Raw genomic sequence first — 25,399 nt, 5'->3', positions numbered from 1 at the left:
TGAGTGAGATCCACATTAGACGTGCTCGGCGCTCCGATGTCGAGGAGATCGTGGCGATGCTGGCCGACGACGACCTCGGCGCGCAGCGGGAGGCGCCCGGCGACCCGGCCTACCTGCGGGCGTTCGAGGCGATCGACGCCGATCCCGGCCAGCTGCTGGTGGTCGCGGAGCGGGACGGCGAGGTGGTGGGCACGCTGCAGCTGACGTTCATCCCGGGCCTGTCCCGCCGCGGCGCGACGCGGGCGCTGGTCGAGGGCGTGCGGGTGCGGTCCGACCAGCGCGGCGGCGGGCTCGGGGCGGCGCTGATGGAGTGGGCGGTCGAGGAGTCCCGGCGGCGGGGCTGCGCGCTGGTGCAGTTCACCTCCGACGCCTCCCGCACCCGCGCGCACCGCTTCTACGAGCGGCTCGGCTTCGAGGCCACCCACCTGGGCTTCAAGCTGCCGCTGTAGGCGGCTCCCAGTTCCGCACCAGGTCGAGCAGGCCCGGGAACCGCGCGTCGAGGTCGGCGACGCGCACCTCGCTGCGGCGCTCCAGGCCGTACTGCCGCTGGGTCGTCACGCCGGCCTCGCGCAGCAGCTTGAAGTGGTGGGTCAGCGTCGACTTCGGGCGGTCGATCCCGAACCAGCCGCACGAGCGCGGCACGCCCGGCGACTCCAGCAGCAACTTCCGCACCATCCCGAGCCGCAGGGGGTCGCTCAGCGCGGACAGCACCACCTCTAGGCGCAGGTCCTCCCGGGCCGGCTGCGGCAACGTCTCCTCCGTCACAGTACGAATAATATCGTACTGAGGGCCAGTTCGACTATCTTCCAACTAGTACGACAAAACTCGAACTAGGAGGAGATCGTGAAACGCACCGCCTGGCTCGCCGCCTGGCCGGTCCTCGCCGTGTTCGTCCTGTCCAACGCCCCGACCCCGGTCTACGTGCTGTGGCAACGCGAACTCGGCTTCTCCGCCGGCGTCCTGACAGTCGTCTTCGCGTGCTACATCGCGGGCCTGCTCGCCGCGCTCCTGGTCGCGGGTGTGCTCTCGGACCGGATCGGGCGCAAACCGGTCCTGCTGCCCGCGCTCGCGCTGGGCATCATGGCGTGCGTCCTCTTCGCGACGGCAGGTTCGGTGCTCGTGCTCGCGGTCGCGCGGTTCCTCACCGGGCTCGCGGTGGGCGCCGCCGTCTCCGCGGGCATGGCCGCGGTGAACGACGTCGCCCCGGGAGAGGGCAAGACCGCGGCGCTGGCGTCGTCGACCGCGATGGTTCTCGGCGCCGGTCTCGGGCCGCTGCTGGCCGGTGTCGCGTCGGAAACCCTGCCGGGGCCGACGGTGACGATCTTCCTCGCCGAGATCGTCCTGCTCGTCTCCGCCGGGATCGTCGTCGCCCGGCTGCCGCTGCCCCGCCCGGTGGGCACCACCCGCGCCTGGATCCGGATCCCGCAGGTCCACCCCGCCGGCCGCAGCGCGGTCCTGCGCGGCGTCGCCGTGTTCGCGCCGGGCATCACGGCCACTTCGTTTGTGCTCTCGCTCGGCCCGTCCGTCCTCACCGAACTGCTGGACACCACCAACCGGATCGTCGCCGGGGCACTCGCGTTCGTCATGTTCCTCGGCGCGACGGGCGTTCAGTTCGCGGTGCGCGGCCTGCCGGTGCGGGCGATCCTGCTCGCCGGCGCCGCCTCGACCACGGCCGGCATGGTCGCGCTGGTCGTCTCCCTGCAGACCGCGTCGCCGGCCCTGCTGGCGGTCGCCGCGGTGCTCGCCGGGACCGGTCAGGGCATGGGCCAGTTCGGCGGCCTCACCCTGATCAACGCGAGCGTCCCGGCGAACCGGCTCGCCGAGGCGACCGCCGCGCAGAACGTCGGCGGCTACGTGCCCGCCGCGGTCCTGCCGCTCGCCGCCGGGTTCCTCAGCGACGCCGCCGGCCTCGCGACCGGCGCGACCGCGTTCGGCGCCGTCGTGATCGCCGCGGCCTTGGCGGGCGGCCTCGTCGCGGGACGAGGCCGCCCTGCCCGTCAGGTCGCCGCCTCCACCGGGCTGCGGAACTGCGCCGAGTACAGCCGGTAGTAGGCGCCGCCCGCGGCGAGCAGCTCCTCGTGCGTGCCCTGCTCCACGATCCGCCCCGACTCCATCACCAGGATGAGGTCGGCGTCGCGGATCGTGGACAGGCGGTGCGCGATCACGAACGACGTGCGGTCGGTGCGCAGCGCCGCCATCGCCTGCTGCAGCAGCGCCTCGGTGCGGGTGTCGACCGAGCTGGTGGCCTCGTCGAGGATCAGCAGCGACGGGTCGGCGAGGAACGCCCGCGCGATCGTCACCAGCTGCTTCTCCCCCGCGCTGAGGTTGGTGCCCTCGTCGTCGATCACCGTGTCGTAGCCGTCGGGCAGGCTGCGCACGAACCGGTCCACGAACGTGGCCCGCGCGGCCGCCTCCACCTGCTCCGGCGTCGCCGATGGGTTGCCGTAGGCGATGTTGTCCCGGATCGTGCCGTTGAACAGCCAGGTGTCCTGCAGCACCATCCCGGTCTGGCCACGCAGGTCGTCGCGGGTCATCGCGGTGATGTCCACGCCGTCGAGCGTGATCCGCCCGGCGTCCAGCTCGTAGAACCGCATGATCAGGTTCACCAGCGTGGTCTTGCCCGCCCCGGTCGGCCCGACGATCGCCACCGTCTGCCCCGGCTCGGCGACCAGTGACAGGTCCTCGATGAGCGGCCGCTGCGGGTCGTAGGAGAAGTCCACGTGCTCGAACTCCACCCGGCCCCGGCGCCGCTCCGGCAGGACCGGGGACGCGGTGTCCGGCTCCTGCTCCGCCGCGTCGAGCAGCTCGAAGACCCGCTCGGCGGAGGCGACGCCGGACTGCAGCAGGTTCGCCAGCGACGCCGCCTGGGTCAGCGGCTGCGTGAACTGGCGCGAGTACTGCAGGAACGCCTGCACGTCGCCGAGCGTCATCGTCCCCGTCGCGACCCGCAGCCCGCCGACGACCGCCAGCACGACGTAGCTGAGGTTCGACAGGAACATCATCGCCGGCATGATGATCCCGGAGATGAACTGCGCGCCCATGCCGGCCCGGTAGAGGTCGGCGTTGCGGCGCCCGAACTCCTGCTCCACCTCGCGGCGCCGGCCGAACACCGTGACCAGCTCGTGCCCGCTGAACGCCTCCTCGATGTGCGCGTTGAGGGCGCCGGTGTGCTTCCACTGGGCCACGAACAGCTTCTGCGAACGCTTCCCGATCACCCTGGTCAGCACGATCGACGCGGGCACGACCAGCAACGCGATCACGGCGAGCAGCGGCGACACCACGAACATCATCACCAGCACGCCGATCAGCGACAGCAGCGACGTGAGCAGCTGGCTCAGGGTCTGCTGCAGCGTCAGCGCGATGTTGTCGATGTCGTTGGTGACGCGGGACAGCAGCTCCCCGCGCGGCTGCCCGTCGAAGTACCGCAACGGCAACCGGTGCAGCTTCGCCTCGACGTCCTCGCGCAGCCGGTACACCACGCGCTGCACCGCGCCGTTGAGCAGGTAGCCCTGCAGCCAGCCGAACACCGACGCCGCCACGTACAGCACCAGCACCCAGGACAGCACCCGGCCGAGCGCGGCGAAGTCGATGCCCGCGCCGGGCACCACGTCCATCCTCGCGAGCATGTCGGCGAGGTTGGTGTTGCCCTCCGCGCGCGCCGCCGCGATCGCCTGCTCGGTGGTGGTGCCCGCGGGCAGGCGGCTGGAGACGAACCCGCCGAAGATGATGTCGGTGGCGTGACCGAGGATCTTCGGCCCCACCACGGTGAACGCGACGCTCGCGACGCCGAGCGCGACCACGAACACGAGCGTGAGCCGCTCCGGGCGCAGCCTGCCCATCAGGCGGCGGGCGCCCTCGCCGAAGCTCTTCGGCTTCTGCACCGGCCCGGCGGGAGCGCCGGGAAAACCTGGTCTGGTCACGCCGCTTCGTCCGCGGTGAGCTGGGACTCCACGATTTCGAGGTAGGTGGGGCAGTCACGCAGCAGCTCCGCGTGCGTGCCCAGCCCGACGATCTCCCCGTTCTCCAGCACGACGATCTGGTCGGCGCCGACGATCGTGGAAACCCGTTGCGCCACCACGATCACCGCCGCATCCGCGGTGTGCGGGGCCAGCGCGGCGCGCAGCCGGGCGTCGGTGGCCAGGTCGAGCGCCGAGAACGAGTCGTCGAACAGGTACACCTCCGGTTTGCGCACCAGCGCCCGCGCGATCGCGAGCCGCTGCCGCTGCCCGCCGGAGACGTTCGTGCCGCCCTGCGCGATCGGGGCGTCCAGGCCGCCGGGCATCTCCGCCACGAACTCCCGCGCCTGCGCGATCTCCAGCGCCTGCCACAGTTCTTCGTCGGTGGCGTCCGGTTTCCCGTAGCGCAGGTTGCTCGCCACGGTGCCGGTGAACAGGTACGGCCGCTGCGGCACCAGCCCGATCCGGCTCCACAGCACGTCCGGGTCGAGTTCCCGCACGTCGACGCCGTCGACCAGGACGCGGCCTGCCGTCGCGTCGAACAACCGCGGCACCAGCGACAGCAGCGTGGTCTTGCCCGCGCCGGTGCTGCCGATGATCGCGGTGGTCTTCCCGGCCTCCGCGCGGAAACCGATGTCCCGCAGCACCGGTGCGTCCGCGCCCGGGTAGCGGAATTCGACCCCCTGGAACTCGACGGCGCCGTGCTCGGCGACCTCCCGCACCGGGCGCAACGGCGGCCGCACCGACGACTCGGTGTCCAGCACCTCGGCGATGCGCTCCGCGCAGACGGACGCGCGCGGGATCATCGTCGCGATGAAGGTGGCCATGGTGACCGCCATGAGGATCTGGATCAGGTAGTTCAGGAACGCCGTGAGCGCCCCGATCTGCATCTCGCCGCCGGCCACCCGGTGCGCGCCGAACCACAGCACGGCGACGCTGCTGGCGTTCATCACCAGCAGCACCGTCGGGAAGATGACCGCCTGCAGGCGGCCGACGCGCAGCGCGGTGACGGTCAGCTCGTCGTTCGCGACGGCGAACCGGCGCACCTCGTCCCGCTCGCGCACGAACGCCCGCACCACGCGGATGCCCGACAGCTGTTCCCGCAGCACGCGGTTGACGCGGTCGATGCGGGTCTGCATCAGCCGGAACTGCGGCACCATGCGCGACACCACGAGCCCGATGGCCGCCAGCAGCACCGGCACCGCGACCAGCAGCAGCCAGGACAGCCCGACGTCCTGCCGCAGCGCGAGCACGATGCCGCCGACGCACATGATCGGCGCCACGATCAGGATCGTGCAGCCCATCACCACGATCAGCTGCACCTGCTGCACGTCGTTGGTGGTGCGGGTGATCAGCGACGGCGCCCCGAACTGCGCCACCTCGCGCGCGGAGAACCCACCGACCCGGTGGAAGACGGCGGCCCGCACGTCGCGCCCGAAACCGGCCGCGCTGCGCGCGCCGAAGTACACCGCCGCGACGGAACAGGCGATCTGCAACACCGTCACGGCCAGCATCCAGCCGCCCGCCGAGAGGATGTAACCGGTGTCGCCGGTGGCGACGCCGTGGTCGATGATGTCGGCGTTGAGGCTCGGCAGGTACAGCGACGCGATGGTGCCCGCGAGCTGCAGCACCACCACCGCGGCGAGCGCTCGCCAGTACGGACGTAGGAATGTCCGCAATATCCGGTTGAGCACGATTCCCCCTAGGAACGGTCGGTATCCACTGTGTAGGCTACGCCCGTAAGAAACGCAACGTTTTTTAGGAGGGTGGGTGCCGGAGCCCAAGTCGAGGCGCCACGGGGCCGAGCTGGAGGCCGCGATCCTGGACGCGGCGTGGGCCGAACTCGTCGAGGTCGGGTACGCGAGACTGACCATGGAAGGCGTCGCGGCCCGCGCGGGCACCAGCAAACCGGTGGTCTACCGGCGCTGGCCCGGACGCCCCGAACTGGTCCTCGCCGCGTGGCGCCGTCGCATCCCGGACGCCGACAACCCGCCCGACCTCGGTGACCTCCGCTCGGATTTGCTGGCATTCCTGCATCGATTGGTGCACCGGTTTCACGACACGCCCCGCGATGTGCTGGCCGGACTGATGAGCGAAACGTTCCGGGACCCGGAGGTTTTCGCTTTGCTGCTGAAGCAGATAGCGGCCGCGAAACACCGCCCCACCTTCGAAACCATCGTGCGCAGAGCCGTGGCACGCGGCGAACTCCCGCCCGTCGAGATCACCCCGCGCGTCGCACGCGTCCCCCTTGACCTCGTCCGTGCCGAAGCAATCTTCCACCACGGGGAAATCGACGAGAAAACGATTACCGAGATTGTCGACGAAGTCTTCCTCCCCCTGTTGCGCGGATTGGCGCACAAGGAGTTCGATGGGGAGGAATGACCGGCCCTCCGGCGGGGTAACCACCCCGCTGACACGACCGACGAGAAGTGTGGAGGCGGTGTCGGGAAAATGAGCACCGCTGGACGGGTCCTGATCCGGCAACGGGAAGTCGCCGGGTGCACCGTCGTCGACCTCGCCGGCCGGCTGAACGCCCGGACCTACGGGGAACTCCGGGACAACCTGATCAAGCTCACGCTGGACCAGCCGCGGGCGTTGATCGCACAGCTCGACGACCTCGACATCGCCGGGGAGCCCGCGCTGGCGGTCTTCTCCGCCGTCCGGATGCGCACCGACGAGTGGCCGTCCGTGCCGGTGCTGCTCGTCGCGCACGACCCGGAGCGGCACCGGATGATCGCAGGCAGCGCCATCCGCCGGTTCGTCCCGGTCCACACCTCCCTCAACGCGGCGATCGAGGCAGTGGCGGAGCCGCCGCCCCGGCGACGGCGGAATGCCGTCTTCCTCCCGCTCCCCAGCAGTTCGCACGGCGCGCGGGCGTTCGTCCAGGAGACCTGTCGCGACTGGAACATCCGGCACCGGCTGGAGGACGCGCTCGGCATCGCCACCGAACTGGTCGAGAACGCGATCACGCACGCGGGCACGGCGCTGGAGGTCCGGCTCGAGCTGCGCACGGGTTACCTGACCATCGCCGTCCGGGACGAGGACCCGCACCCGGCCGTCCTGCGCCAGCGGCCGAGCGGCCGGCTGCAGGGCTACGGCCTGCAGGTCATCGCCGCCCTGTCCCGGGCCTGGGGCTGCTCCCCCGCCCAGGACGGCGGGAAGGTCGTCTGGGCCGTGCTCAGCGTCGGTCCCCGTCGCCTCGCGCCGTTCCCTGTTTGACCTCCGGCAGCGCGTCCGAAATCCCGTCGAGGGTTTCCATCACCAGGATCGCGCCCGCCGACTCACCGCGGCGGTTACGCAACGCGCCGCAGGCGATCCGGACGGTGACCGAACGGCCGCGCCGGTTGACCGCCTCGAGCACGATCTGCTCGGTGAAGGACGCGTCGGCGAGGGCGGGCCGCACGACCGGGCGCAGCTCCGCCACGGGCAGCCCGATGTCGAGGTTCAGCAGGTGCTCGCCCTCGGCCTCCTCCGAGCGCAGTCCCCACAGGTCCTCCGCGCCCGCGTTCCAGGCGACCACGCGCATCTGCTGATCCACCACCACGACGCCGGCCTGCAGCGAGGTCAGTACCGACTCCAGGAACTCGTTGACGTCGTCCAGTTCGCTGGTGCGGTCCCGCAACGTGTTGTTGATCGTCTGCAGCTCGTCGTTGGTGGACTGGAGTTCCTCGTTCGTGGTCTCCAGTTCCTCGTTGGTGGACTGGAGTTCCTCGTTCGTCGTCTCCAGCTCCTCGACCGTGGACTGCAGTTCCTCGTTCGTCGTCTCCAGTTCCTCCGTGGTGGACTGCAGCTCCTCGTAGGCGTTCTCGCGCTGCCGGTTCGCGGTCGCCAGCTCGGCCAGCAGACGGTGGTTCGTGGTGACGTCGTGGAACACCACCGACACCCCGAGGATGTCGTCGGACAGGGAGATCAGCGGGCTGATGTGCAGTTCCAGCGCCAGCACCTCACCCGGTCCGCGCTGCCACTCCACGTCCTTGACCCGCACGGCTCGCCGCTCGTTGCGCACCTGCTCGATGTAGGACCGCAGCTCCACGGGCCGGTAGGAGATCTCCAGGTCGCGCAGAGGGCGGCCGATGTCGCGATCGGTCAGGGTGAAGATCTGCTGCGCCTGCTGGTTGGCCAGCGCGAGTGCGTCGTCGGCCGTCACCACGACCTGCGCGACCGGGTTCGAGTCGAAGGTGAGGGCACGCAGCTCGTCGACCTGTTCCAGCGAGCTCCGGCGCTCCGGGATCAGCGGGTGGCCGAACGGCGACGTGTTCTGGATCCCGGTCGGCACCTTGCGGAAGATCCGGTACCGCAGGTTCACCGGGTCGAAGATGCGGCTGTGCGACAGCAGCATTTCGGCCTTGCCCATGAACAGCACCCCGCGCGGCACGAGCGCGAAGTGCAGTTTCCGCAGGATGTTCGTCTGCGTGTCGGCCGTGAAGTACATCAGGGTGTTGCGGCAGACGAGCAGGTCGATGCGGGAGATGGGCGCGTCCTGGACCAGGTCGTTGCGGCCGAAGATCACCGACCGCCGCAGGTCCTTGTGGAAGACGTACCGGCCCGCGGTGTGCTCGAAGTAGCGCTGCACGTACTCCGACGGAAGGTCTTCCATGTCCTTCGCGGTGTAGGCGGCCTGCCTGGCCTGGGCCAGCGCCTCCTCGTCGACGTCGGTCGCGTAGATCTTGACCCGCTGCCGGAACTGCTCCAGTCCCAGCACCTCGGCCAGCACGATGGCCAGGCTGTAGGCCTCCTCGCCGGAGGCGCAGCCCGCGCTCCACACCCGGATCTGGTCGTCGGGCGAGCGCTCGGCGAGGATCATCGGCACGATGTCCGACTGCAGGTAGTCCCACGCGTCGGGGTCGCGGAAGAAGTTCGTGACGTTGATCAGGATCGTGTTGAACAGCGCGCCGAACTCGTCGCTGTTGGCCTGCAGGTGATCGAGGTAGTCTCCGTAGTCCTCGCAGCTGATGACGCTCATCCGGCGTCCGACGCGGCGCATGAGGCTGCTGCGCTTGTACCCGGTGAAGTCGAATCCGCGCGTTTCCTTGAGGTATTCGAGGATGGCCTCGAAACCCTCGTCCGTCGCAGGCTCGATCTGCTCGTTCACGTTGCGGACCTTACAAGGTCAGGCTGTTTCGTCCGAGGCGCCGTCCGGCAGGTCCGTCACGGTGGGCAGCCCCTCGAACAGGAACTTCCGCAGCACCGTCGCCGCGTGGCCCGCTTCGTCGCGGTGCCGGGAGTAACGCCCGGCGACCAGGGGGTAACCGCGGTGTTCGGCGTCCTGCGTCATCCGGCCCGCCAGGTCCCGCTTCTCCTCGAGCGCGCGCAGAGCCGCCCACAGCGCCTGCTCGATGTCGCGGGACTGCTGCTGGAAGAGGGCTTTCGCCGTCCAGGCATGGCCGACGCGGCAGCGGTACCGGGTGCCCTCCTTGTCGAGGGAGAACAGCACACCCTGGCAGTCCGGGCAAGCGAGGCCCGATGGCTCGGACACGTCGAGCACCTCCAGCGACACCGCGTTGCCCGCACCGTCGGACCGGGCGATGCGTGCTTCGATCTCCTCGATCAGGGGCAGGGGTTCGCCGTCACGCACCTCGACCGGCTCCCGCGCCCGGTCGGCCAGCACGCGGCCGATCTCCACCGCGCGGACCACGTGGTCCACGGACACCCTGGCCATCGCGTTCTCCGGCATCGCCGGGTAGATGGCGTCCTCCGGGTCCTGCACGATCGCGAGCCCGCCGCGGGACTTGATGGTGTCCAGCCCGGTCGAACCGTCGTCGAGCGAACCGGAGAGCACCACGCCGATCACCGCGGGACCGTGCGAGAGGGCCGCGGACCGGAACAACGCGTCGACCGCGGGCCGGTACCCGTTCTCGGTGGGACCGCGCGAGAGCCGGCACGCGCCGTCCTCGACGAGCAGGTGGTGGTCCGGCGGGGCGACGTAGATCCGCCCGTGCCGCAACGGCTCGCCGGAGCGGGCCGCCACCGCGGGCAGGGAGCCGGACCGGCTCAGGATCGCAGGCAGCGCGCTGGCGCCGCCGGGCGGCAGGTGCAGCACGACCAGGACCGCGGCGGGCAGGTCCCCGGGGAGACCACCGGCGAAACTGCGCAGCGCCTCGACTCCGCCGGCCGAAGCGCCGACGACGACGATGTCCCTGAACCGTTCGGCCACCAGAATGCGCCTTCCGCGAGGGTCCCGAGTCCGCACCTCCGACGGTAGCCCCTTTCGCGGTGGTCAGCAGATCATGGAGCCACGGCCTCGCACACGGACTCGTAGCGCGGCAGGATCGAGGTCAGGCCGGTGAGGTCGAGGACGCGGTCCGCGCGGCAGCTGCGCGGCGCGACCAGGCGCAGCTCCCGCCCACGTCCGCGCACCTCGAGCATGGCTTGCACACCGGCGGCGCTGAGGAACGCGACCCGGGTCAGGTCGAGCACGACGGTCCCGGGTTGTTCGGCGAGTGCCTCGGCGAGCCGCGGCGCGGTGGACAGGTCGATCTCGCCGGTCGCGTGGACGACGGACATCCCGGACCGGTACTCGACGGCGAGGTCCAGCAGACGCTCGGTGAGCGGCGTGCGCGGCTCGTCGGACACCAGGTTCGCCCCCTCGGCACATGGTCGCGTCTCCGGCCGGAACCGGACCACGATGCTAGCGCCACCGGGCTAAACCGAACAGCCACCCAGTTCACTGGATCGGGCGTTACCCGTCGGTTGCCGCGATCTTCGCGCTGCCCAGCACGACGTCGCCTGCCGCGTCCGGCCGGTAGAGCACGGCGACCTGACCGGGCGCGACGCCGGTGAGCGGTTCACGCAACTGGATCCGCACCTGGTCGCCGTCCACCTCGGCGACGGCCTCGCCGAGACCGCCGTGCGCCCGGACCTGGACGACGCACTCGGTCGGGCCGTCGAGCGGCTCCGCCGGCCACACCGGGCGGTCGGCGCGGATCTCGCGGACGGTGAGCGCGTCGGCCGAGCCGACCTTGACCGTGCCGGAGACCGGCTCCAGTGCCAGCACGTACCGCGGCTTGCCGTCCAGCACCGAGCGGTCGATGCCGAGGCCCTTGCGCTGCCCGATGGTGAAGCCGTGCACGCCGGTGTGGCGGCCGAGCACGGCGCCGGTCTCGGCGTCCACCAGGTCGCCGGGCCGCTGGCCGAGGCGCTTCTCCAGGAACTTCTTCGTGTCGCCGTCCGGGATGAAGCAGATGTCGTGGCTGTCCGGCTTGCGGGCGACGGCGAGGCCGCGCCGCTCGGCTTCCGCGCGGATGTCCGGCTTGCGGGTGTCGCCGACCGGGAACATCGAGTGGCGCAGTTGCTCGGGCGTCAGCGAGGCCAGCACGTAGGACTGGTCCTTGTCCGGGTCGACCGCCCTGCGCAGCTCCGGCACACCGTCCACAACGGACAGCCGGGCGTAGTGGCCGGTGGCGACGGCGTCGAAGCCGAGCGCGATCGCCTTCTCCAGCAGCGCCTCGAACTTGATCTTCTCGTTGCAGGTGACGCACGGGTTGGGGGTGCGGCCGGCGGCGTACTCGCCGACGAAGGTCTCGATGACCTCCTCGGTGAACCGCTCGGCGAAGTCCCAGACGTAGAACGGGATGCCGAGGATGTCCGCGGCGCGGCGCGCGTCGTGCGAGTCCTCGATCGTGCAGCACCCGCGCGAACCGGTGCGCAGGGTGCCCGGCTTGGCCGACAGCGCCAGGTGCACGCCGACCACGTCGTGCCCGGCCTCCACCGCGCGGGCCGCCGCCACGGCCGAGTCCACTCCCCCGCTCATCGCGGCCAGTACCCGCATCACACCTCCTGCTTGTTCTTGCGCAGCCCGGACAGCCCGGCCTGCCGCGCCCGCGCGACCACGGCCGCGATCTCCCGCGCCACCGCGTCCACGTCGTCCGGAGTGGACGTGTGGCCGAGCGAGAACCGCAGCGAGCCGCGGGCCGACGCGGCGTCGGCGCCCATCGCCAGCAGCACGTGGCTGGGCTGGGCGACCCCCGCGGTGCACGCCGAGCCGGTCGAGCACTCGATGCCCTTGGCGTCCAGCAGCATCAGCAGGCTGTCGCCCGCACAGCCGGGGAACGTGAAGTGCGCGATGCCGGGCAGCCTGCCCTCGCCCGTCGGCATGCCGTTGAGGATCACGTCCGGCACCTCGCGCCGGACGGCCTCGATGAGCGCGTCCCGCAGGCCGCCGACCCGCTCGGCGTAGCGGGGCTGCTCGCGCACCGCCTCCTCGACGGCCGTCGCGAAGGCGCGGATGGCGGGCACGTCGAGCGTGCCGGAGCGGACGTCGCGCTCCTGGCCGCCGCCGTGCAGCAGTGGCACGCACTCGGTGTCGCGGGACAGCACGAGCGCCCCGACGCCGTAGGGCCCGCCGAGCTTGTGCCCGGTGAGGGTGAGCGCGCTGACGCCGCTGTCCGCGAAGTGCACCGGGACGCCGCCGACGGCCTGCACGGCGTCGGTGTGCAGCGGGATGTCGTGCTCCGCGCAGATCGCCGCGAGCTCGGCCATCGGGTTGACCGTGCCGACCTCGTTGTTCGCCCACATGACGGTGACCAGGGCCACGTCGTCCGGGTCGGCCTCGATGGCCTTGCGCAGGGTCTCCGGCAGCACGCGGCCGTGCTCGTCCACGTCGAGCCAGGTGACCTCGGCCTGTGCGTGGTCGGCCAGCCACTGCACCGCGTCCAGCACGGCGTGGTGCTCGACCGCGCTCGCCAGCACGCGGCGGCGCTTCGGGTCGGCGCCCTGGCGCGCCCAGAAGATGCCCTTGACCGCGAGGTTGTCGCTCTCCGTGCCGCCCGCGGTGAAGATCACTTCGGACGGACGGGCGCCCAGCGCCTCGCCGATGACCTCCCGCGCCTCCTCGACGGCCCGCCGCGCGCGGCGGCCGGAGGAATGCAGCGAGCTGGCGTTGCCCACCGTGGACAGCGCCTCGCTCATCGCCGCAATGGCGGACGGCGACATCGGGGTGGTCGCCGCGTGGTCGAGATAGGTCATCGCACTACCAGGGTAGACCGTGCGGTATCACTCGCGTGTGGGCCACCGCCGGGTGATGACGACGCCCACCACGGCGAGCGCGGCGAGCGTGAGCGCGAGCACACCCAAGGCCGGTGCGGGTTCGGCCGCCGAGGCGAGCAGGCCGAGCAGGACCCCGCCGAAGCCGACGGTGAGCGCCGAGGTGACCCAGTCGCCCAGCTGCATGGCCGAGGTGTTGAACCCGCGCTCGTGCTCGGGTGAGAACCGCAGCAACAGCAGGGAGATCGACGGGTAGGCGATGCCCATGCCCGCCCCGCCGACCAGGCACGCGACGAACGCGAGCCAGCCGGGGAACCACGGCTGCGCGACGAACCCGAACAGCAGCACGGCCACGGCGACCATCCCGAACCCGGCGCGCAGCAGCTTCTCGCGGGACCAGTCCGGGTGTCGGCCCTGCACGGCGGAGGCCGCGGACCAGGTGAGCGCGGAGGCGGTCAGCGGGAGCCCGGCCAGCACCGGGTTGTAGCCGTGGACGGTGGCCATGGCCAGCGGGAGGAGGCCTCCATCCCGGCGAAGGCGCCGCCGAGCAGCGCGCGGGAGGCGACGACCGTCGGCAGGCCGGGCCGCGCGGTGACCGTCCCCGGCGGCACGAGGCGGCGGACGGCGACGGCGAGCGCGAGGAGACCGGCCGCGCCGTAGCCGAGCGCGGCCGGGCTGGGGTGCTGGGCGGCCCAGGTCAACGCGGCGACCCCGGCCGCGGCGGCGAGGGCCACCACGATCCCGGCGCGACGTTGCTGGGCGCCCGTGGTGTGGGTGAGCCGTCGCGCGACCGGGATGAGCATCAGCAGGCCGGCCAGCGCCAGCGGCACGAGGCCGAGGAACACCCAGCGCCAGCCGAGGTGCTCGGTGATGAGGCCGGCGACGGTCGGCCCGACGACGGCCGGCAGCACCCAGGCCGCCGCGTTGGCCGCATACATGACCGGTCGTTCCCGGTCGGTGTAGACGAGCGCGATCAGCAACGAGACGGCGACCAGCACGGTGCCCGAGCCGAGCCCCTGGAGAACTCGGCCGGCGAGCAGGAAGCCCATGTCCGTGGCGGTTCCGGCGACGACCAGGCCGGCGAGGAACAGTCCGGGCCCGGCGACCATCGGGACGGCGGGCCCGCGGCGGTCGCAGACCCGCCCGGACAACACGGTCGCGACGACGCTGGCGACCAGGAACGCGGTGAACGGCCAGGAGTAGAGGCGCTGCCCCGCCAGGTCGGCGACCATGGTGGGCATCGCGGTGGCGACGCCCATGCTCTCGAACGCGATCAGGGTGACGACGAGCAGGCTGGCCACGGTGGTCGTCCGGTGCTCGGCCGTCCACAACACGCCCCGAGCCCGGGCTTCGACGATCATGAATTCAGGCTGACACCTCCACCACACTGGAGGTCAAGAAAGAAGCCACAAAACCGCCACCCGGCAACGAAACGCACCAACCCCCGAACCACTCCCCTCCCGCAACCCGATCCCCAGCCAAATCGGTTGCCGAGCCACCGGGTCAAGGCACGCTTTCCCGCCTTGACGCGGTGTCTCGGCAACCGAACACTGAAAGATCGGGTTCGGAAGGGCACTTCTCATCCGGGCGTAGCGAAGCGAAGCCGGCGCTCCTCAGACACGCGCGTAGCGCCTCGCCCCAACCACCCGTTGCCCAACGCAGCCTGCACCGAAGCCTCCGCCAGCGCAGCCAGCTCCCGCCGGTCCCCCGCACGCCCCGGGGCGATCTCCCCGCACACGGTCACCTCGAGCACCAACCCGCGCAACGCCGCGACCCGTTTCAGCGAGTCGACGAGCGACTCCGGCCCGATGAACGCGGGCTGCGTCGTCTCGCGGCCATCGGCCATCCGGTAGCGCAGCGCCAGCGGCCGCACCGGGACGCCGGCGTCGATCGCGGCCTGGAAGGTCGCCGGGCGGAACCGGCCGGACGCCAGCCCGCACCAGGTCGTGCCTTCGGGCGTGACGTTCACCAGGGAACCGGCCCGCAGGGCGGCGGCGAGTTCGTCGATCGTGGACGGCAGCGTCGACAGCCGTTCGCGGTCCAGGAAGATGCTGCCGCCGCGCGCGACGAGCGTGCCCAGCACCGGCCAGCCCGCGATCTCCCGCTTCGCCAGCGCGCGCATCGGGCGCACCGCGTTGACCGCCACGATGTCCAGCCACGAGATGTGGTTGTTGACCACCAGCGCTCCGCGGCCGCCGCCGTCCAGCGGCTCGCCCCGGACCACCAGCCGTACCCCGAACGCCCGCAGCACGCCGCGGAACACCAGTCGCACCACCGAATCCCGGCACCGCGGCACGAACATCGCAGGCAGGGCGCCGAAAGCCAGTAGCACCACGCCGACAGCGGCGGTGAACCGCAGCGCCCGCCGCACCCCGCCGACCAACGGCGCGCCCGGCGTCAGGCACCCGTCGCCGCACGGCGAAGCGGGCATCCAGGGGTGGCTCATGCCTGGTTCCCGAGGAAGAACTTGAGGTAGCGCTCGTCCATCTGCTGCAGGTCGAGCAGGGTGAAGAAGTCGGCGACGGCGAAGTCCGGGTCGTGCGCGGGCGGGCCGCACACCTTCGCGCCGAGGCGGGTGTAGCCCTTGATCAGCGGCGGCAGCAACGCGCGAGCCGGGCGGGCGATGTCCGCGTCCTGCCACGGGTTCAGCGGCCTCACGCGCTGCGACTCGGGCGCGTAGTGCTTGGCGCGGAGGAGATCCCACACGCCCGCGGCGTAGGAACCGCCGTCGGTGAGCGGGACCGAAGCGCAACCGCCGAGGTAGCGGTGGCCGGAGAGCAGCATGTACCGCCCGATCCCGGCCCACACCAGGCTCACCACGGCGCCGGTGCGGTGGTCGGGGTGCACGCAGGAGCGGCCGGTCTCGACCAGGGAGCCACGCAGTCCGGCGAGGTTCGACAGGTCGAACTCGGTTTCCGAGTACAGGCCGCCGGCCCGCTCGGCGCGTCCAGGCGGGAGCATCCGGTAGGTGCCGACGATCTCGCCGGTGTTGTCGTCGCGCACCACGAGGTGGTCGCAGAACTCGTCGAACCGGTCGGCGTCCACGCCGGGCGCGGAGTGCAGGGTGGCCCCCATCTCCTCGGCGAAGACCTGGTAGCGGAGCCGTTGGGCGGCAACCACTTCGTCGTTGTCGTAGGCGACGAGGAGGGAGTAGCGGGCAGCGCCATCGGGCAGCTGGCCGTCCTGGCTGTCGGTGCTGACGAGCAACTGGGACCGCGTCATGCCTGTAGGTGTACCGGCGGGAAGGAAACCGCCAGGAGGTTCATCGCGTGACCACCTCGTGCACGTTGGATGAACCGCGGGTTCTCAGGGTTCTCTCAGGAAGCCGCGCGTGATCGGGCTCAAGTCATGAGATCGACACGATCGGGGTATGGCCCCACGGAACGTGGTGCCGACCGGAAGTGAGAGGGATGTCCGGCAGCTGGTTGCGGATCGTGGTGGCGCTCGGCGTGGCGGCGGTGGTGTTCGGCCTGTTCCTGGCCGTGGAGTACGTGCTGCGGCGGGTCCTGCGACGACTCGGTCAGCGCGCGACCGTGCTCGGCGAGCTCGCCGAGCACATCCACGCGCCGCTGCGGTGGTTCGGCGCGATGGTGGTCCTGCGCATCACCGTGCTCGTCGCGTTGCCCACCGGGTCCTGGCGCAACGCCACCTCGCACGTGCTGACGCTGGCGCTGATCGGCACCGGCGCGTGGCTGCTGGCCGGTGTGCTGACCGCGGTCGAGCAGACGATGCTCGGCCGGTGGCGCGTCGACGTCGCCGACAACCGGCACGCGCGGCGCATGCAGACGCAGATCCGGCTGGTGCGGCGGGTGATCGTCGCCGCGATCGCGGTGATCGCGCTCGGCGCGATGCTGATGACGTTCCCCGGGCTGCGCACGGCGGGCACCAGCCTGCTGGCCTCCGCCGGGGTCATCGGCGCGATCGCCGCGCTGGCCGCGCAGTCACTGCTGGGCAACGTGTTCGCCGGTCTGCAGATCGCGTTCAGCGACGCCATCCGGCTGGACGACGTCGTGATCGTGGAGAACGAGTGGGGCCGCGTCGAGGACATCACGCTGACCTACCTGGTGGTGCACCTGTGGGACGACCGGCGGCTGGTCATCCCGACCGCGCAGTTCATGTCGCAGCCGTTCGAGAACTGGACCCGCCGCGACGCCGCGCTGCTCGGGACGGTGGAGCTGGACGTCGACTGGACGATGCCGGTCGACGAGATGCGCGACGAGCTGCGGCGGATCCTGGAGTCGACCGACCTGTGGGACGGCCGGGTGAGCGTGCTGCAGGTGACCGACGCGACGCACACCCTGGTGCGCGTGCGGGCGCTGGTGAGCGCGGTGGACGCCGGCACGCTGTGGGACCTGCGCTGCCTGGTCCGGGAGCAGCTGGTGCGGTGGGTCCGCGGTAAGCACCCCTACGCCGTGCCGCGACTGCGCGCCGAGCAAGTGCCGAGCACTCCCGCGAGGCGTGCGGAGGACAGCGCGCCCGACCACGACGCCCGCGTCTTCGGCGACAGCGTGGACGGCCTGGTGCGGGAGCACGCGTTCAACGGCCCGGGGAAGGCTTGACGCCACGCACCATCCAGGCGCGCGCGGTGAGTCCGGTGCCGGTCAGGCGTTCGCGGAGCAGATCGCGGAGGGCGTCGCGCCGCTGGTCGTCCAGCGTGGCCACGTAGCCAGGGGCCGGTCCCTGGCCGCTCAGGAACGGGGTCCAGTAGTCGTCGAAGTCCGCGAACGTGGTGTCCACGTCGACGGCGGCGACGGTCACCTCGTGCAGGCCGGCCCACAGCCGCGCAAGGACCTCCGGATGGCACAACGGGAAGCGGCGACCCTCGTCGAGCTCGGCGGCGGCCGGGTTCAGCTCGACGGCCGCGTCCCAGAAGGTCCGCAGCATCCCCATGCCGTCCGCGTAGTCCCAGACGTAGGCGGCGACGGTGGCGCCGGGCGCCGCGGCCCGCTCGAATTCGGCGATCGCGGCCGCGGGGCCGGGCACGAAGTTGAGCGCGAGCCCGCTGACGACCGCGTCGAAACTGTTGTCCCGCACCGGAAGCGCCCGTGCGTCACCCCGGACGAACACACCCGCGCGACGGGCTCGCGCGGCGGACAGGAACCCCGCCGACGGATCGATCCCGACCACGAGCCGCGGCCGCCTCTTCTGGATGGCATCGGTGAGCACCCCGGTCCCGCAGCCGACGTCCAGCCACCGCTTCCCGCCCGGCACGGCGAGGCGGCGCAGGAACTGCTCCGCCACGAGCGCGCTCCAGCGGCCCATGTACGTCTCGTACGCGCCGCCGGCGGTCCAGGCGTCCACGGGGGAACGGTAGGCCCGGAAACGCCGACGGGCCACCGCCGGGAACTTCCGGCGGTGGCCCGTGAGGCATCAGGCGAACCCTCAGCCCTTGCGCTTGGTGACCTCTTCGGTCAGCTGCGGCGCGACGTTGAACAGGTCGCCGACCACACCGAAGTCGGCGATCTCGAAGATCGGCGCCTCCGGGTCCTTGTTGACCGCGACGATGGTCTTCGAGGTCTGCATGCCGGCCCGGTGCTGGATCGCACCGGAGATGCCGAGCGCGACGTACAGCTGCGGCGACACGGTCTTGCCGGTCTGCCCCACCTGGAACTGGGCCGGGTAGTAGCCGGAGTCGACCGCGGCACGCGACGCGCCGACGGCCGCGCCGAGCGAGTCGGCCAGCTTCTCCACGACCTCGAACTTCTCGGCCGAACCGACACCGCGGCCACCGGACACCACGATCGTGGCCTCGGTCAGCTCGGGGCGGTCACCGCCGACGACCGGCTCGACACCGGTGATCTTCGCGGACTTGGCGGCGTCCACCGCGGGCAGCTCGACGGCCTCCTCGGCCGCCGCGCCCTCGGCCTGCGAAGCCTCGACCGCCCCCGGGCGCACCGAGATGATCGGCAGGCCCTGGGCCTTGGACTTCACCGAGTACGCGCCACCGAAGATGGACTGCTCCACGGTGCCGTCGGAGTTGACACCCACGGCGTCGTAGATCAGGCCGCCGCCGACGCGGATCGCCAGACGGCCCGATACCTCCTTGCCCTCGGCGGACGCGGTGACGATCACCGCCGCCGGGGAGGCCTGCTCGACCAGCTTGGCCAGCGCGTCGACCTTCGGGGTCACCAGGTAGTTCGCGGCGTCCTCGGACTCGGCCACGTACACCTTCTGCGCGCCGTAGGCGCCCAGCTGCTCCTTGAACTTGCCCGCGGTGCCCGGGGCGCCGACGACGACGGCCGACGGCTCGCCCAGCTCGCGGGCGGCGGTCAGCGCTTCGAACGTGGTCTTCTTCAGCTCGCCGTTGAGGTGGTCGACGAGAACCAGAACTTCAGCCATTGCTCCGTTGCTCCTGCCTCAGATGATCTTCTGGCCGACCAGGTACTCGGCGATCTTGCTGCCGCCGTCACCCTCGTCCTCGACGCGCTCACCCGCGGTGCGCGGGGGCTTCGGGGCCGCTTCGACCACAGTGGACAGCGCGCTGCCGAGGCCGACGGCGCCCGCGTCGACGCCGAGGTCGGCGATCGTGAGGGTCTCCACCGGCTTCTTCTTCGCGGCCATGATGCCCTTGAAGGACGGGTAACGCGGCTCGTTGATCTTCTCGGTGACGCTCACCAGCGCGGGCAGGCTCGCCTCGAGGTGGGTCAGGCCGTCGTCGGTCTCCCGGTCGGCCTTGACGGTGGTGCCCTCGACGGTCAGCGACCGGACCTGGGTCAGCTGCGGCAGCCCGAGCAGCTCGGCCAGCATCGCGGGAACGGCGCCGGCGCGGCCGTCCGAGGCCTCGTTGCCCGCGATGACCAGGTCGAAGCCCTCGACCTTGCCGACGGCGGCGGCGAGCACCTTGGCGGTGGCCACGGCGTCGGAGCCGTGCAGGGCCTCGTCCGAGACGTGGATGGCCTTGTCCGCGCCCATCGAGAGGGCCTTGCGGATGGCGTCGGTCGCGCGGTCCGGGCCCACCGAGATCACGGTGACCTCGCCCTCGCCGGCTTCCTTGATCTTCAGCGCTTCTTCGACCGCCTTCTCGTTGATCTCGTCGAGAACGGCGTCGGCGGACTCGCGGTCGAGCGTGTGGTCACCGTCGGAGAGCTTGCGCTCCGAATAGGTGTCCGGCACCTGCTTGACCAGGACAACAATGTTCGTCATTGGTCCCCTTCGACCTCCCTGAACCAGCCTTACTGGTCGGTAGCGTAGGGAGATTTCAGCCCCGACGCGCCCCGAGGTGACGGCATTCACCCGGAATCCCGATTTATCGGGACGATCGTTCAGCTTTATCTCCGATGCGCCCAGGCTACTCCGAGTGGACGCTTGCGCGGATGGGTTACCCCGGATGGTGCGTTCGGTCTAACCTGACTTCCCGTGCCCAACCACGTCGCCGTTGTGACCGACTCGACCGCCTCCCTGCCGGAGCAGCTGCGCAGGCAGTGGGACATCACGGTCATCCAGCTGCAGCTGCAGGTGGGCGACCAGGTCGACGAGGAGAACCGGTTCGACCGCGGCGAGCTGACCGAGGCGCTGAAGTCCGGGCAGCGGGTGAGCACGAACCCGCCGGATCCCGGCGCCTTCTTCTGGGCCTACCAGGACGCCGCCGCGGCAGGTGCGAGCGCGATCGTCAGCCTGCACATCTCCGAGCGCATGTCGGCGACGCTGGCGTCCGCGCGCGAGGCGGCACGGCAGGTGCAGATCCCGGTGTACCCGCTGGACAGCGGCACGACCGGGATGAGCCTCGGCTTCGCCGTGCTGTCCGCGGCCAGGGCCGCCGCGGCGGGCGGACGGGTCGAGCGCGTGATCGAGGCGGCGCAGCGGCGGTTCGCCACCAGCAGCGAACTGCTCTACGTGGACACGCTGGAGTACCTGCGCCGCGGCGGCCGGATCGGCAGCGCGACCGCGCTGCTCGGCACCGCGCTGTCGATCAAGCCGCTGCTCACCGTGCGTGACGGCGAGGTGGCCCCGCTCACGCGAGCCGCCGGCAGCAGGCGGGCGCTGGCGAAGCTCGTCGACCTGGCCGCGGAACGGGCCGGCAACCTGCCCACCGACCTGGCGATCTCCTGCTTCCGTCCCAGCGAGCGCGAGCTGATGCTGGTGCAGCAGCTGCGCGACCGGATCCCGAACGTGACCGAGCTGAGCATCGTCGAGGCCAGCACGGTGATCGGCGCGCACGTCGGCCCCGGTGCGCTGAGCATCACGGTCTCGCCAGGGTAACCGTGGAACCAGCGGGGTAACCCGTCCGTTGACCCGGTGACGAAACCGGCATACCGCCCCGGAGGACGGACATGGCTTCGCTGTTCAACAAGATCGCCCGATTCGCCAACTCCCCGCAGGGCAAGCGCGCCATCCGGCAGGCGCAGCAGTTCGCCAACGACCCCCGCCGCCGCGCGCAGGCCAAGTCGGCCATCGCCAAGCTCAAGGCACGCGTGAGCGGGCACGGTCGCCGGCCGTACTGACCTTCCCCGGCCACACCACGACCGCCAGCGCCAGCAGGGCCAGCCCGGGCAGCGCGACCGCGTTGATCACCTGGTCCAGCGGCTGGAACACGTGCAGGTGCATCAGGTGGTAGATCGCGTGCGGCACCGAGAAGACCAGCCACGCGACACCGGCCAGGCGCGCGGCGGTCGTGGTCCGCACGACGATCGCCCCGATCGTCACCGCGCCGAGCGCCAGGAACATCGAGCCGACGTCGCGGATCAGGTGTTCGTTGTAGGGGCCGTCCAGCGAGACCCAGCTCGGCCGGATCACCGGGAAGTCGCCGTAGAAGCTCTCCGGCAGGACCGCTGCCCAGAAGCCCACCACGAGGCCGGTCAGCGCGAGCAGTGTGAGAATTCCGAGTCGCATGCCATGAGGACTGCGCAGCCGTCCGGAACGTGACAGCCGGAAGTTGTTGGATCGTTTCCACCGGAACCGTAACGGAGTAGCTTGCTCACCCGATAGGGTTACGCCTCAGCTCGCACTGCTGCTACTGAGGGGAGCCGTCACGGTGCACACGGCTACGAGCGTCCGGGACGACCAGCACATCCAGCCCGACCTCCGCCGCTTCGCCGCGGCGCCCTTCGACAGCAGACCGGTGGCGACCGCGACCGAGGCCGACCTGGACGTGCGCCTGTTCCGCACCACCTACCTGCCGTCGTTCGTGGCCAGCGAGGCGCTGGAGGAAAATTCCCGTCCGGTCGAGAAGGACCTGGCGTGGCTGCGGCTCACGACGCCGGGCGGGGTGCCGACCGCGCTCGGCGTGCTGACGATCGGGCGCGACCCGAGCGCGCACGTGCCCGGCGCGTACGTCCAGTTCGTCCGCTACCAGGGCCTGGACCCGGACGCGCCGGTCGCCGACCAGCAGGAGCTGCGCGGCAACCTGGTGGAGACCGCGGTGCGGTTGAGCGCGCTGCTCAGCGGCCACCTGCGGACGCGGCTGGCCGACGGCGAGGGCTTCCGCGAGGAGCAGCTGCCGGACTACCCGCTGGAGGCGCTGCGGGAGACGTGCATGAACGCGGTGATGCACCGCAACTACGAGACCTCGCACGCGCCGGTGCGGATCAGCTGGTTCGACGACCGCATCGAGGTGACCAACCCGGGCGGCCCGTACGGGCAGGTCCGGCCGGACAACTTCGACCGCGTGCACGACTACCGCAACCCCAACCTGGCGCGTGCGATGAAGGCGCTGGGGTACGTCAACCGCTTCGGCCGCGGCATCTTCCGGATCCGCTCGGCGATGGCGAAGGCGGGCAACCCGGTGCCCGAGTTCCGCGTCGACGCCTCGTCGTGGTCGGTCGTGCTGCGGAAGTGGCCCTGACTCACCCAGTAGTGTCGCCGGGGTGAGTACGTCGCGCGCCGAAGCACTGCACCTGACCGGGGAACGCACGGTCCCGGGCATCGCCGAGGAGAATTATTGGTTCCGGCGGCACGAGGCGGCTTACCACGCGCTGCTGCCGTGGTGCGCCGGCGCCGTGGTGCTGGAAGCCGGCTGCGGTGAGGGCTACGGCGCCGGGCTGATCGCGTCGACGGCGAAAGCGGTGCTCGCGCTCGACTACGACCAGCCGACCACCGAGCACGTCGCCCGGCGTTATCCCCAGGTGTGGACAGCCCGGGGGAACCTGGTGCGGCTGCCGCTGCGCGACGGATCCGTCGACGTGGTCGCGAACTTCCAGGTGATCGAGCACCTGTGGGACCAGGGCGCGTTCCTGGCGGAGTGCCTGCGCGTGCTGCGGCCGGGCGGGCGGCTGCTCGTGACGACACCGAACCGGATCACGTTCACCCCGGACAGCGACACGCCCCTGAACCCGTTCCACACCAGGGAACTCGCGGCGGACGAGCTGGATTCGCTGTTGCGCGAGGCGGGTTTCGCGGTCGAGCTGATGCACGGCCTGCACCACGGGCCGGCTGTGCGGGAGCTGGACGCGCGGTACGGCGGGTCGATCATCGACGCGCAGCTGGAGGTCGTGATGGGACACCTGCCGGGGCAGGCGCCGTGGCCGCCGGAGCTGCTGGCAGACGTCGCGGCGATCCGCGCGTCGGACTTCGAGATCCACGGCGAGCGCGTGGACGAGAGCCTGGATCTGGTCGCGGTGGCGGTGCGGCCGTGACCGGGGAGGGGACGTTCTGCCTGGTGCTGCACAGCCACCTGCCGTGGCTGCCGCACCACGGGTCGTGGCCGGTCGGCGAGGAGTGGCTGTACCAGGCGTGGGCGCACTCGTACCTGCCGGTGGTGGACCTGCTTCGGCGGTTCGCGGCGGAGGGCAGGCGGGACGTGCTGACGCTGGGGGTGACGCCGGTGCTCGCGGCCCAGCTGGACGACCCGTACGCGTTGCGGGCGTTCCACGAATGGCTCGGGCACTGGCAGTTGCGGACGGTGCAGGCCGGGACGCTGTGGCGGGAGGACCCGTTGCTGCGGGAGCTGGCCGCGGCGGAGTACCGCACGGCGACGCGGTCGCTGGAGGACTTCGAAACGCGGTGGCGGCACGGGTTTTCGCCGGTGCTGCGGTCCCTTGTGGACTCGGGCGTGGTGGAGTTGCTCGGCGGCCCGTACGCGCACCCGTTCCAGCCGTTGCTCCAGCCGCGGGTCCGGTCGTTCATGTTGCGTGGTGGTCTGGCGGACACCGAGTTGCGGATCGGGCACCGGCCGGCGGGCATCTGGGCGCCGGAGTGCGGTTACGCGCCGGGCATGGAGGAGGACTACGCGGCGGCCGGTGTGCGGCGGTTCCTCGTGGACGGCCCGTCGCTGCACGGGGACACGGCGTTCGCGCGGCCGGTGGGTTCGACGGACGTGTTGTGCTTCGGGCGGGATCTGGAGGTCACGTACCGCGTGTGGTCGCCGCGGGCGGGTTATCCGGGGCACGCGAACTACCGGGATTTCCACACGTGGGCGCACGAGGTGGGGTTGAAGCCGTCGCGGGTGACGGGCAAGCAGGTGGAGCCCTCGGACAAGGCGCCGTACGACCCGGCGCTGGCGGCGGACACCCTGCGGGCGCACGTGAAGGACTTCGTGGAGACGGTGGTGTCGCGGCTGCGTGCGTTGCGTTCTTTGCACGGCCGGGAAGCGCTGGTCGTGGCGGCTTATGACACCGAGTTGTTCGGTCACTGGTGGCACGAGGGCCCGGCGTGGCTGGAAGGCGTGCTGCGGGCGCTGCCGGAGGCGGGCGTGCGGGTGACGACCCTGCAGGGCGCGGTTTCCGCGGGGCTCGTCGGTGCGCCCGTCGAGTTGCCCGCGTCGTCGTGGGGTTCGGGCAAGGACTGGCGCGTCTGGGACGGCGAGCAGGTGGCCGACATGGTGGCGGACAACGCGGCGCTGCAGCAGCGGTTGCTGGCCCTCCCCCGCGCCGAGACGCGCGACCGGGTGGCGGACTGGGCAGTCGGCGAGGCGACGATGGCCCTGTCGAGCGACTGGGCGTTCATGGTGACGAAGGACTCCGCGGCGGACTACGCCCGCCGGCGGGCGGCCGTGCACACCGCGCGTTTCGACGAACTGGCAAGCCTGATCGGCCGCGGCCCGCTCCCGCCGTCGGTGGAGCGCTGGGCGCGGGATGACAACCCCTTCGGGCAACTGGATGCGCGGCAGCTCTGAGGCCTCGCCAACCGGACAACCTGAACCGTCGCCGGCTGGTATCGACTCCCCGCTGCGGACAACACCACTCGCCGCCCCGGCCCGGCCCCCAGCCACTCCCCCTGCCCGCTGGGCCACGCGGCAACCTGCCCCACGACCCGAACCACTCACCACCCCAACCCGGCCACCCCACCACTCCCCCTGCCCGCCCAGCCACGCGGCAACCTGCCCCACAACCCAAACCAACCACCACCCCAACCCGGTTACCCCGCCACTCCCCTCGCCCGCCCAGCCACCCGGCAACCTGCCCCCCCACCCGGACCACCCACCACCCCAGCCCGGCACCCCCCCCCCCCACCGCCCGTCCCCGGGCCGCTCAGTTCTCACTCGACCCCCGAGTAACCTCCTGCCATGCGCTCGCGGACGCCGTCCC

Annotated in this window: 24 protein-coding genes and 1 pseudogene; 10 read left to right on the top strand and 15 right to left on the bottom strand. The window is 71.4% G+C overall.

Annotated elements, in window-relative coordinates:
• Positions 1–8 precede the first annotated feature (8 nt).
• Positions 9–449, top strand: a complete 441-nt coding sequence (locus ACCP09_RS03640) for a GNAT family N-acetyltransferase (protein ID WP_323807256.1) — start codon at positions 9–11, stop codon at positions 447–449.
• Here the strand turns inward: ACCP09_RS03640 and ACCP09_RS03635 are convergent.
• Positions 433–765 (bottom strand): ArsR/SmtB family transcription factor, encoded by a 333-nt coding sequence (locus tag ACCP09_RS03635; protein ID WP_027931938.1) that lies wholly within the window; start codon positions 763–765, stop codon positions 433–435. The genes ACCP09_RS03640 and ACCP09_RS03635 overlap by 17 nt on opposite strands.
• Positions 766–843: 78 nt before the next feature.
• Between ACCP09_RS03635 and ACCP09_RS03630 the strand changes: the two genes are divergently transcribed.
• Positions 844–2,049, top strand: coding sequence for an MFS transporter (locus ACCP09_RS03630; RefSeq protein WP_433743139.1), 1,206 nt, complete (start codon positions 844–846; stop codon positions 2,047–2,049).
• Here ACCP09_RS03630 and ACCP09_RS03625 read toward each other — a convergent pair.
• Both ACCP09_RS03625 and ACCP09_RS03620 read right to left on the bottom strand, forming a co-directional pair.
• Positions 1,998–3,839 (bottom strand): ABC transporter ATP-binding protein, encoded by a 1,842-nt coding sequence (locus ACCP09_RS03625; protein ID WP_433743156.1) that lies wholly within the window; start codon positions 3,837–3,839, stop codon positions 1,998–2,000. The genes ACCP09_RS03630 and ACCP09_RS03625 overlap by 52 nt on opposite strands.
• A gap of 77 nt (positions 3,840–3,916) precedes the next feature.
• Positions 3,917–5,650: an ABC transporter ATP-binding protein gene (locus ACCP09_RS03620; RefSeq protein ID WP_433743137.1), complete on the bottom strand. Its 1,734-nt coding sequence runs from the start codon at positions 5,648–5,650 to the stop codon at positions 3,917–3,919.
• A 76-nt stretch (positions 5,651–5,726) separates the two neighbouring features.
• Here ACCP09_RS03620 and ACCP09_RS03615 point away from each other — a divergent pair, with 76 nt between their 5' ends.
• Together ACCP09_RS03615 and ACCP09_RS03610 are read left to right on the top strand one after the other, a co-directional pair.
• On the top strand, positions 5,727–6,338 hold the full coding sequence (locus tag ACCP09_RS03615; RefSeq protein WP_027931942.1) for a TetR/AcrR family transcriptional regulator: 612 nt from the start codon (positions 5,727–5,729) through the stop codon (positions 6,336–6,338).
• Positions 6,339–6,407: 69 nt separating this feature from the next.
• A complete protein-coding gene (locus ACCP09_RS03610) occupies positions 6,408–7,175 on the top strand; it encodes an ATP-binding protein (protein WP_433743134.1) in 768 nt (255 codons plus the stop codon).
• On the opposite strand, the gene ACCP09_RS03605 is transcribed toward ACCP09_RS03610, so the two are convergent.
• The 8 genes and pseudogenes from ACCP09_RS03605 to ACCP09_RS03570 form a co-directional block, all read right to left on the bottom strand.
• On the bottom strand, positions 7,135–9,048 hold the full coding sequence (locus ACCP09_RS03605) for a CheR family methyltransferase (protein WP_123683571.1): 1,914 nt from the start codon (positions 9,046–9,048) through the stop codon (positions 7,135–7,137). The genes ACCP09_RS03610 and ACCP09_RS03605 overlap by 41 nt on opposite strands.
• Positions 9,049–9,066: 18 nt before the next feature.
• Positions 9,067–10,110 (bottom strand): chemotaxis protein CheB, encoded by a 1,044-nt coding sequence (locus ACCP09_RS03600; RefSeq protein WP_433743132.1) that lies wholly within the window; start codon positions 10,108–10,110, stop codon positions 9,067–9,069.
• Between the two features lie 71 nt (positions 10,111–10,181).
• Positions 10,182–10,529: an STAS domain-containing protein gene (locus ACCP09_RS03595; protein WP_433743130.1), complete on the bottom strand. Its 348-nt coding sequence runs from the start codon at positions 10,527–10,529 to the stop codon at positions 10,182–10,184.
• Positions 10,530–10,635: 106 nt separating this feature from the next.
• Positions 10,636–11,724: a tRNA 2-thiouridine(34) synthase MnmA gene (mnmA, locus tag ACCP09_RS03590; RefSeq protein WP_433743128.1), complete on the bottom strand. Its 1,089-nt coding sequence runs from the start codon at positions 11,722–11,724 to the stop codon at positions 10,636–10,638.
• Positions 11,724–12,920 carry a cysteine desulfurase family protein gene (locus tag ACCP09_RS03585; RefSeq protein ID WP_123683574.1) on the bottom strand — a complete coding sequence of 399 codons (1,197 nt, stop codon included), beginning with the start codon at positions 12,918–12,920 and terminating at the stop codon, positions 11,724–11,726. The genes mnmA and ACCP09_RS03585 overlap by 1 nt, the downstream gene beginning before the upstream one ends.
• A gap of 27 nt (positions 12,921–12,947) precedes the next feature.
• Positions 12,948–14,299, bottom strand: a pseudogene (locus ACCP09_RS03580) (MFS transporter).
• A 218-nt stretch (positions 14,300–14,517) separates the two neighbouring features.
• Positions 14,518–15,384 (bottom strand): lysophospholipid acyltransferase family protein, encoded by an 867-nt coding sequence (locus ACCP09_RS03575; protein WP_433743125.1) that lies wholly within the window; start codon positions 15,382–15,384, stop codon positions 14,518–14,520.
• The gene (locus ACCP09_RS03570) at positions 15,381–16,160 is read right to left on the bottom strand and encodes a GNAT family N-acetyltransferase (RefSeq protein ID WP_123683576.1); all 780 of its coding nucleotides are present in this window, start codon (positions 16,158–16,160) and stop codon (positions 15,381–15,383) included. The genes ACCP09_RS03575 and ACCP09_RS03570 overlap by 4 nt, the downstream gene beginning before the upstream one ends.
• A 188-nt stretch (positions 16,161–16,348) precedes the next feature.
• Here ACCP09_RS03570 and ACCP09_RS03565 point away from each other — a divergent pair, with 188 nt between their 5' ends.
• On the top strand, positions 16,349–17,497 hold the full coding sequence (locus ACCP09_RS03565) for a mechanosensitive ion channel family protein (RefSeq protein WP_433743123.1): 1,149 nt from the start codon (positions 16,349–16,351) through the stop codon (positions 17,495–17,497).
• Here ACCP09_RS03565 and ACCP09_RS03560 read toward each other — a convergent pair.
• The 3 genes from ACCP09_RS03560 to ACCP09_RS03550 form a co-directional block, all read right to left on the bottom strand.
• Positions 17,475–18,239 (bottom strand): class I SAM-dependent methyltransferase, encoded by a 765-nt coding sequence (locus tag ACCP09_RS03560; RefSeq protein WP_027931953.1) that lies wholly within the window; start codon positions 18,237–18,239, stop codon positions 17,475–17,477. The two genes, ACCP09_RS03565 and ACCP09_RS03560, sit on opposite strands and share 23 nt — an antisense overlap.
• 81 nt (positions 18,240–18,320) lie before the next feature.
• On the bottom strand, positions 18,321–19,277 hold the full coding sequence (locus ACCP09_RS03555) for an electron transfer flavoprotein subunit alpha/FixB family protein (RefSeq protein WP_027931954.1): 957 nt from the start codon (positions 19,275–19,277) through the stop codon (positions 18,321–18,323).
• Between the two features lie 18 nt (positions 19,278–19,295).
• On the bottom strand, positions 19,296–20,081 hold the full coding sequence (locus tag ACCP09_RS03550; RefSeq protein WP_027931955.1) for an electron transfer flavoprotein subunit beta/FixA family protein: 786 nt from the start codon (positions 20,079–20,081) through the stop codon (positions 19,296–19,298).
• Positions 20,082–20,294: 213 nt separating this feature from the next.
• Here ACCP09_RS03550 and ACCP09_RS03545 point away from each other — a divergent pair, with 213 nt between their 5' ends.
• Both ACCP09_RS03545 and ACCP09_RS03540 read left to right on the top strand, forming a co-directional pair.
• Entirely contained in the window at positions 20,295–21,137 is an 843-nt protein-coding gene (locus ACCP09_RS03545) for a DegV family protein (RefSeq protein ID WP_123683578.1), read from the top strand.
• Positions 21,138–21,208: 71 nt separating this feature from the next.
• Positions 21,209–21,379 carry a hypothetical protein gene (locus tag ACCP09_RS03540; protein ID WP_017987410.1) on the top strand — a complete coding sequence of 57 codons (171 nt, stop codon included), beginning with the start codon at positions 21,209–21,211 and terminating at the stop codon, positions 21,377–21,379.
• On the opposite strand, the gene ACCP09_RS03535 is transcribed toward ACCP09_RS03540, so the two are convergent.
• Positions 21,339–21,767: a hypothetical protein gene (locus ACCP09_RS03535; protein ID WP_027931957.1), complete on the bottom strand. Its 429-nt coding sequence runs from the start codon at positions 21,765–21,767 to the stop codon at positions 21,339–21,341. The genes ACCP09_RS03540 and ACCP09_RS03535 overlap by 41 nt on opposite strands.
• A gap of 142 nt (positions 21,768–21,909) precedes the next feature.
• Between ACCP09_RS03535 and ACCP09_RS03530 the strand changes: the two genes are divergently transcribed.
• The 3 genes from ACCP09_RS03530 to ACCP09_RS03520 are packed head-to-tail and all read left to right on the top strand — an operon-like array spanning position 21,910 to position 24,987.
• Entirely contained in the window at positions 21,910–22,719 is an 810-nt protein-coding gene (locus ACCP09_RS03530; protein WP_020422728.1) for an ATP-binding protein, read from the top strand.
• A 22-nt stretch (positions 22,720–22,741) separates the two neighbouring features.
• On the top strand, positions 22,742–23,509 hold the full coding sequence (locus ACCP09_RS03525; protein WP_433743119.1) for a class I SAM-dependent methyltransferase: 768 nt from the start codon (positions 22,742–22,744) through the stop codon (positions 23,507–23,509).
• Complete coding sequence (locus tag ACCP09_RS03520; RefSeq protein ID WP_433743117.1) at positions 23,506–24,987, top strand: 1,4-alpha-glucan branching protein domain-containing protein; 1,482 nt, start codon at positions 23,506–23,508, stop codon at positions 24,985–24,987. Before ACCP09_RS03525 ends, ACCP09_RS03520 begins: the two co-directional genes overlap by 4 nt.
• The last annotated feature ends 412 nt before the right edge of the window (positions 24,988–25,399 follow it).

The organism is Amycolatopsis sp. 3B14, assembly GCF_050958625.1.
In the GTDB taxonomy this organism is placed as follows: Bacteria; Actinomycetota; Actinomycetes; order Mycobacteriales; family Pseudonocardiaceae; genus Amycolatopsis_E; species Amycolatopsis_E thermoflava.
This window is presented reverse-complemented; position numbering and strand designations above follow the sequence as displayed.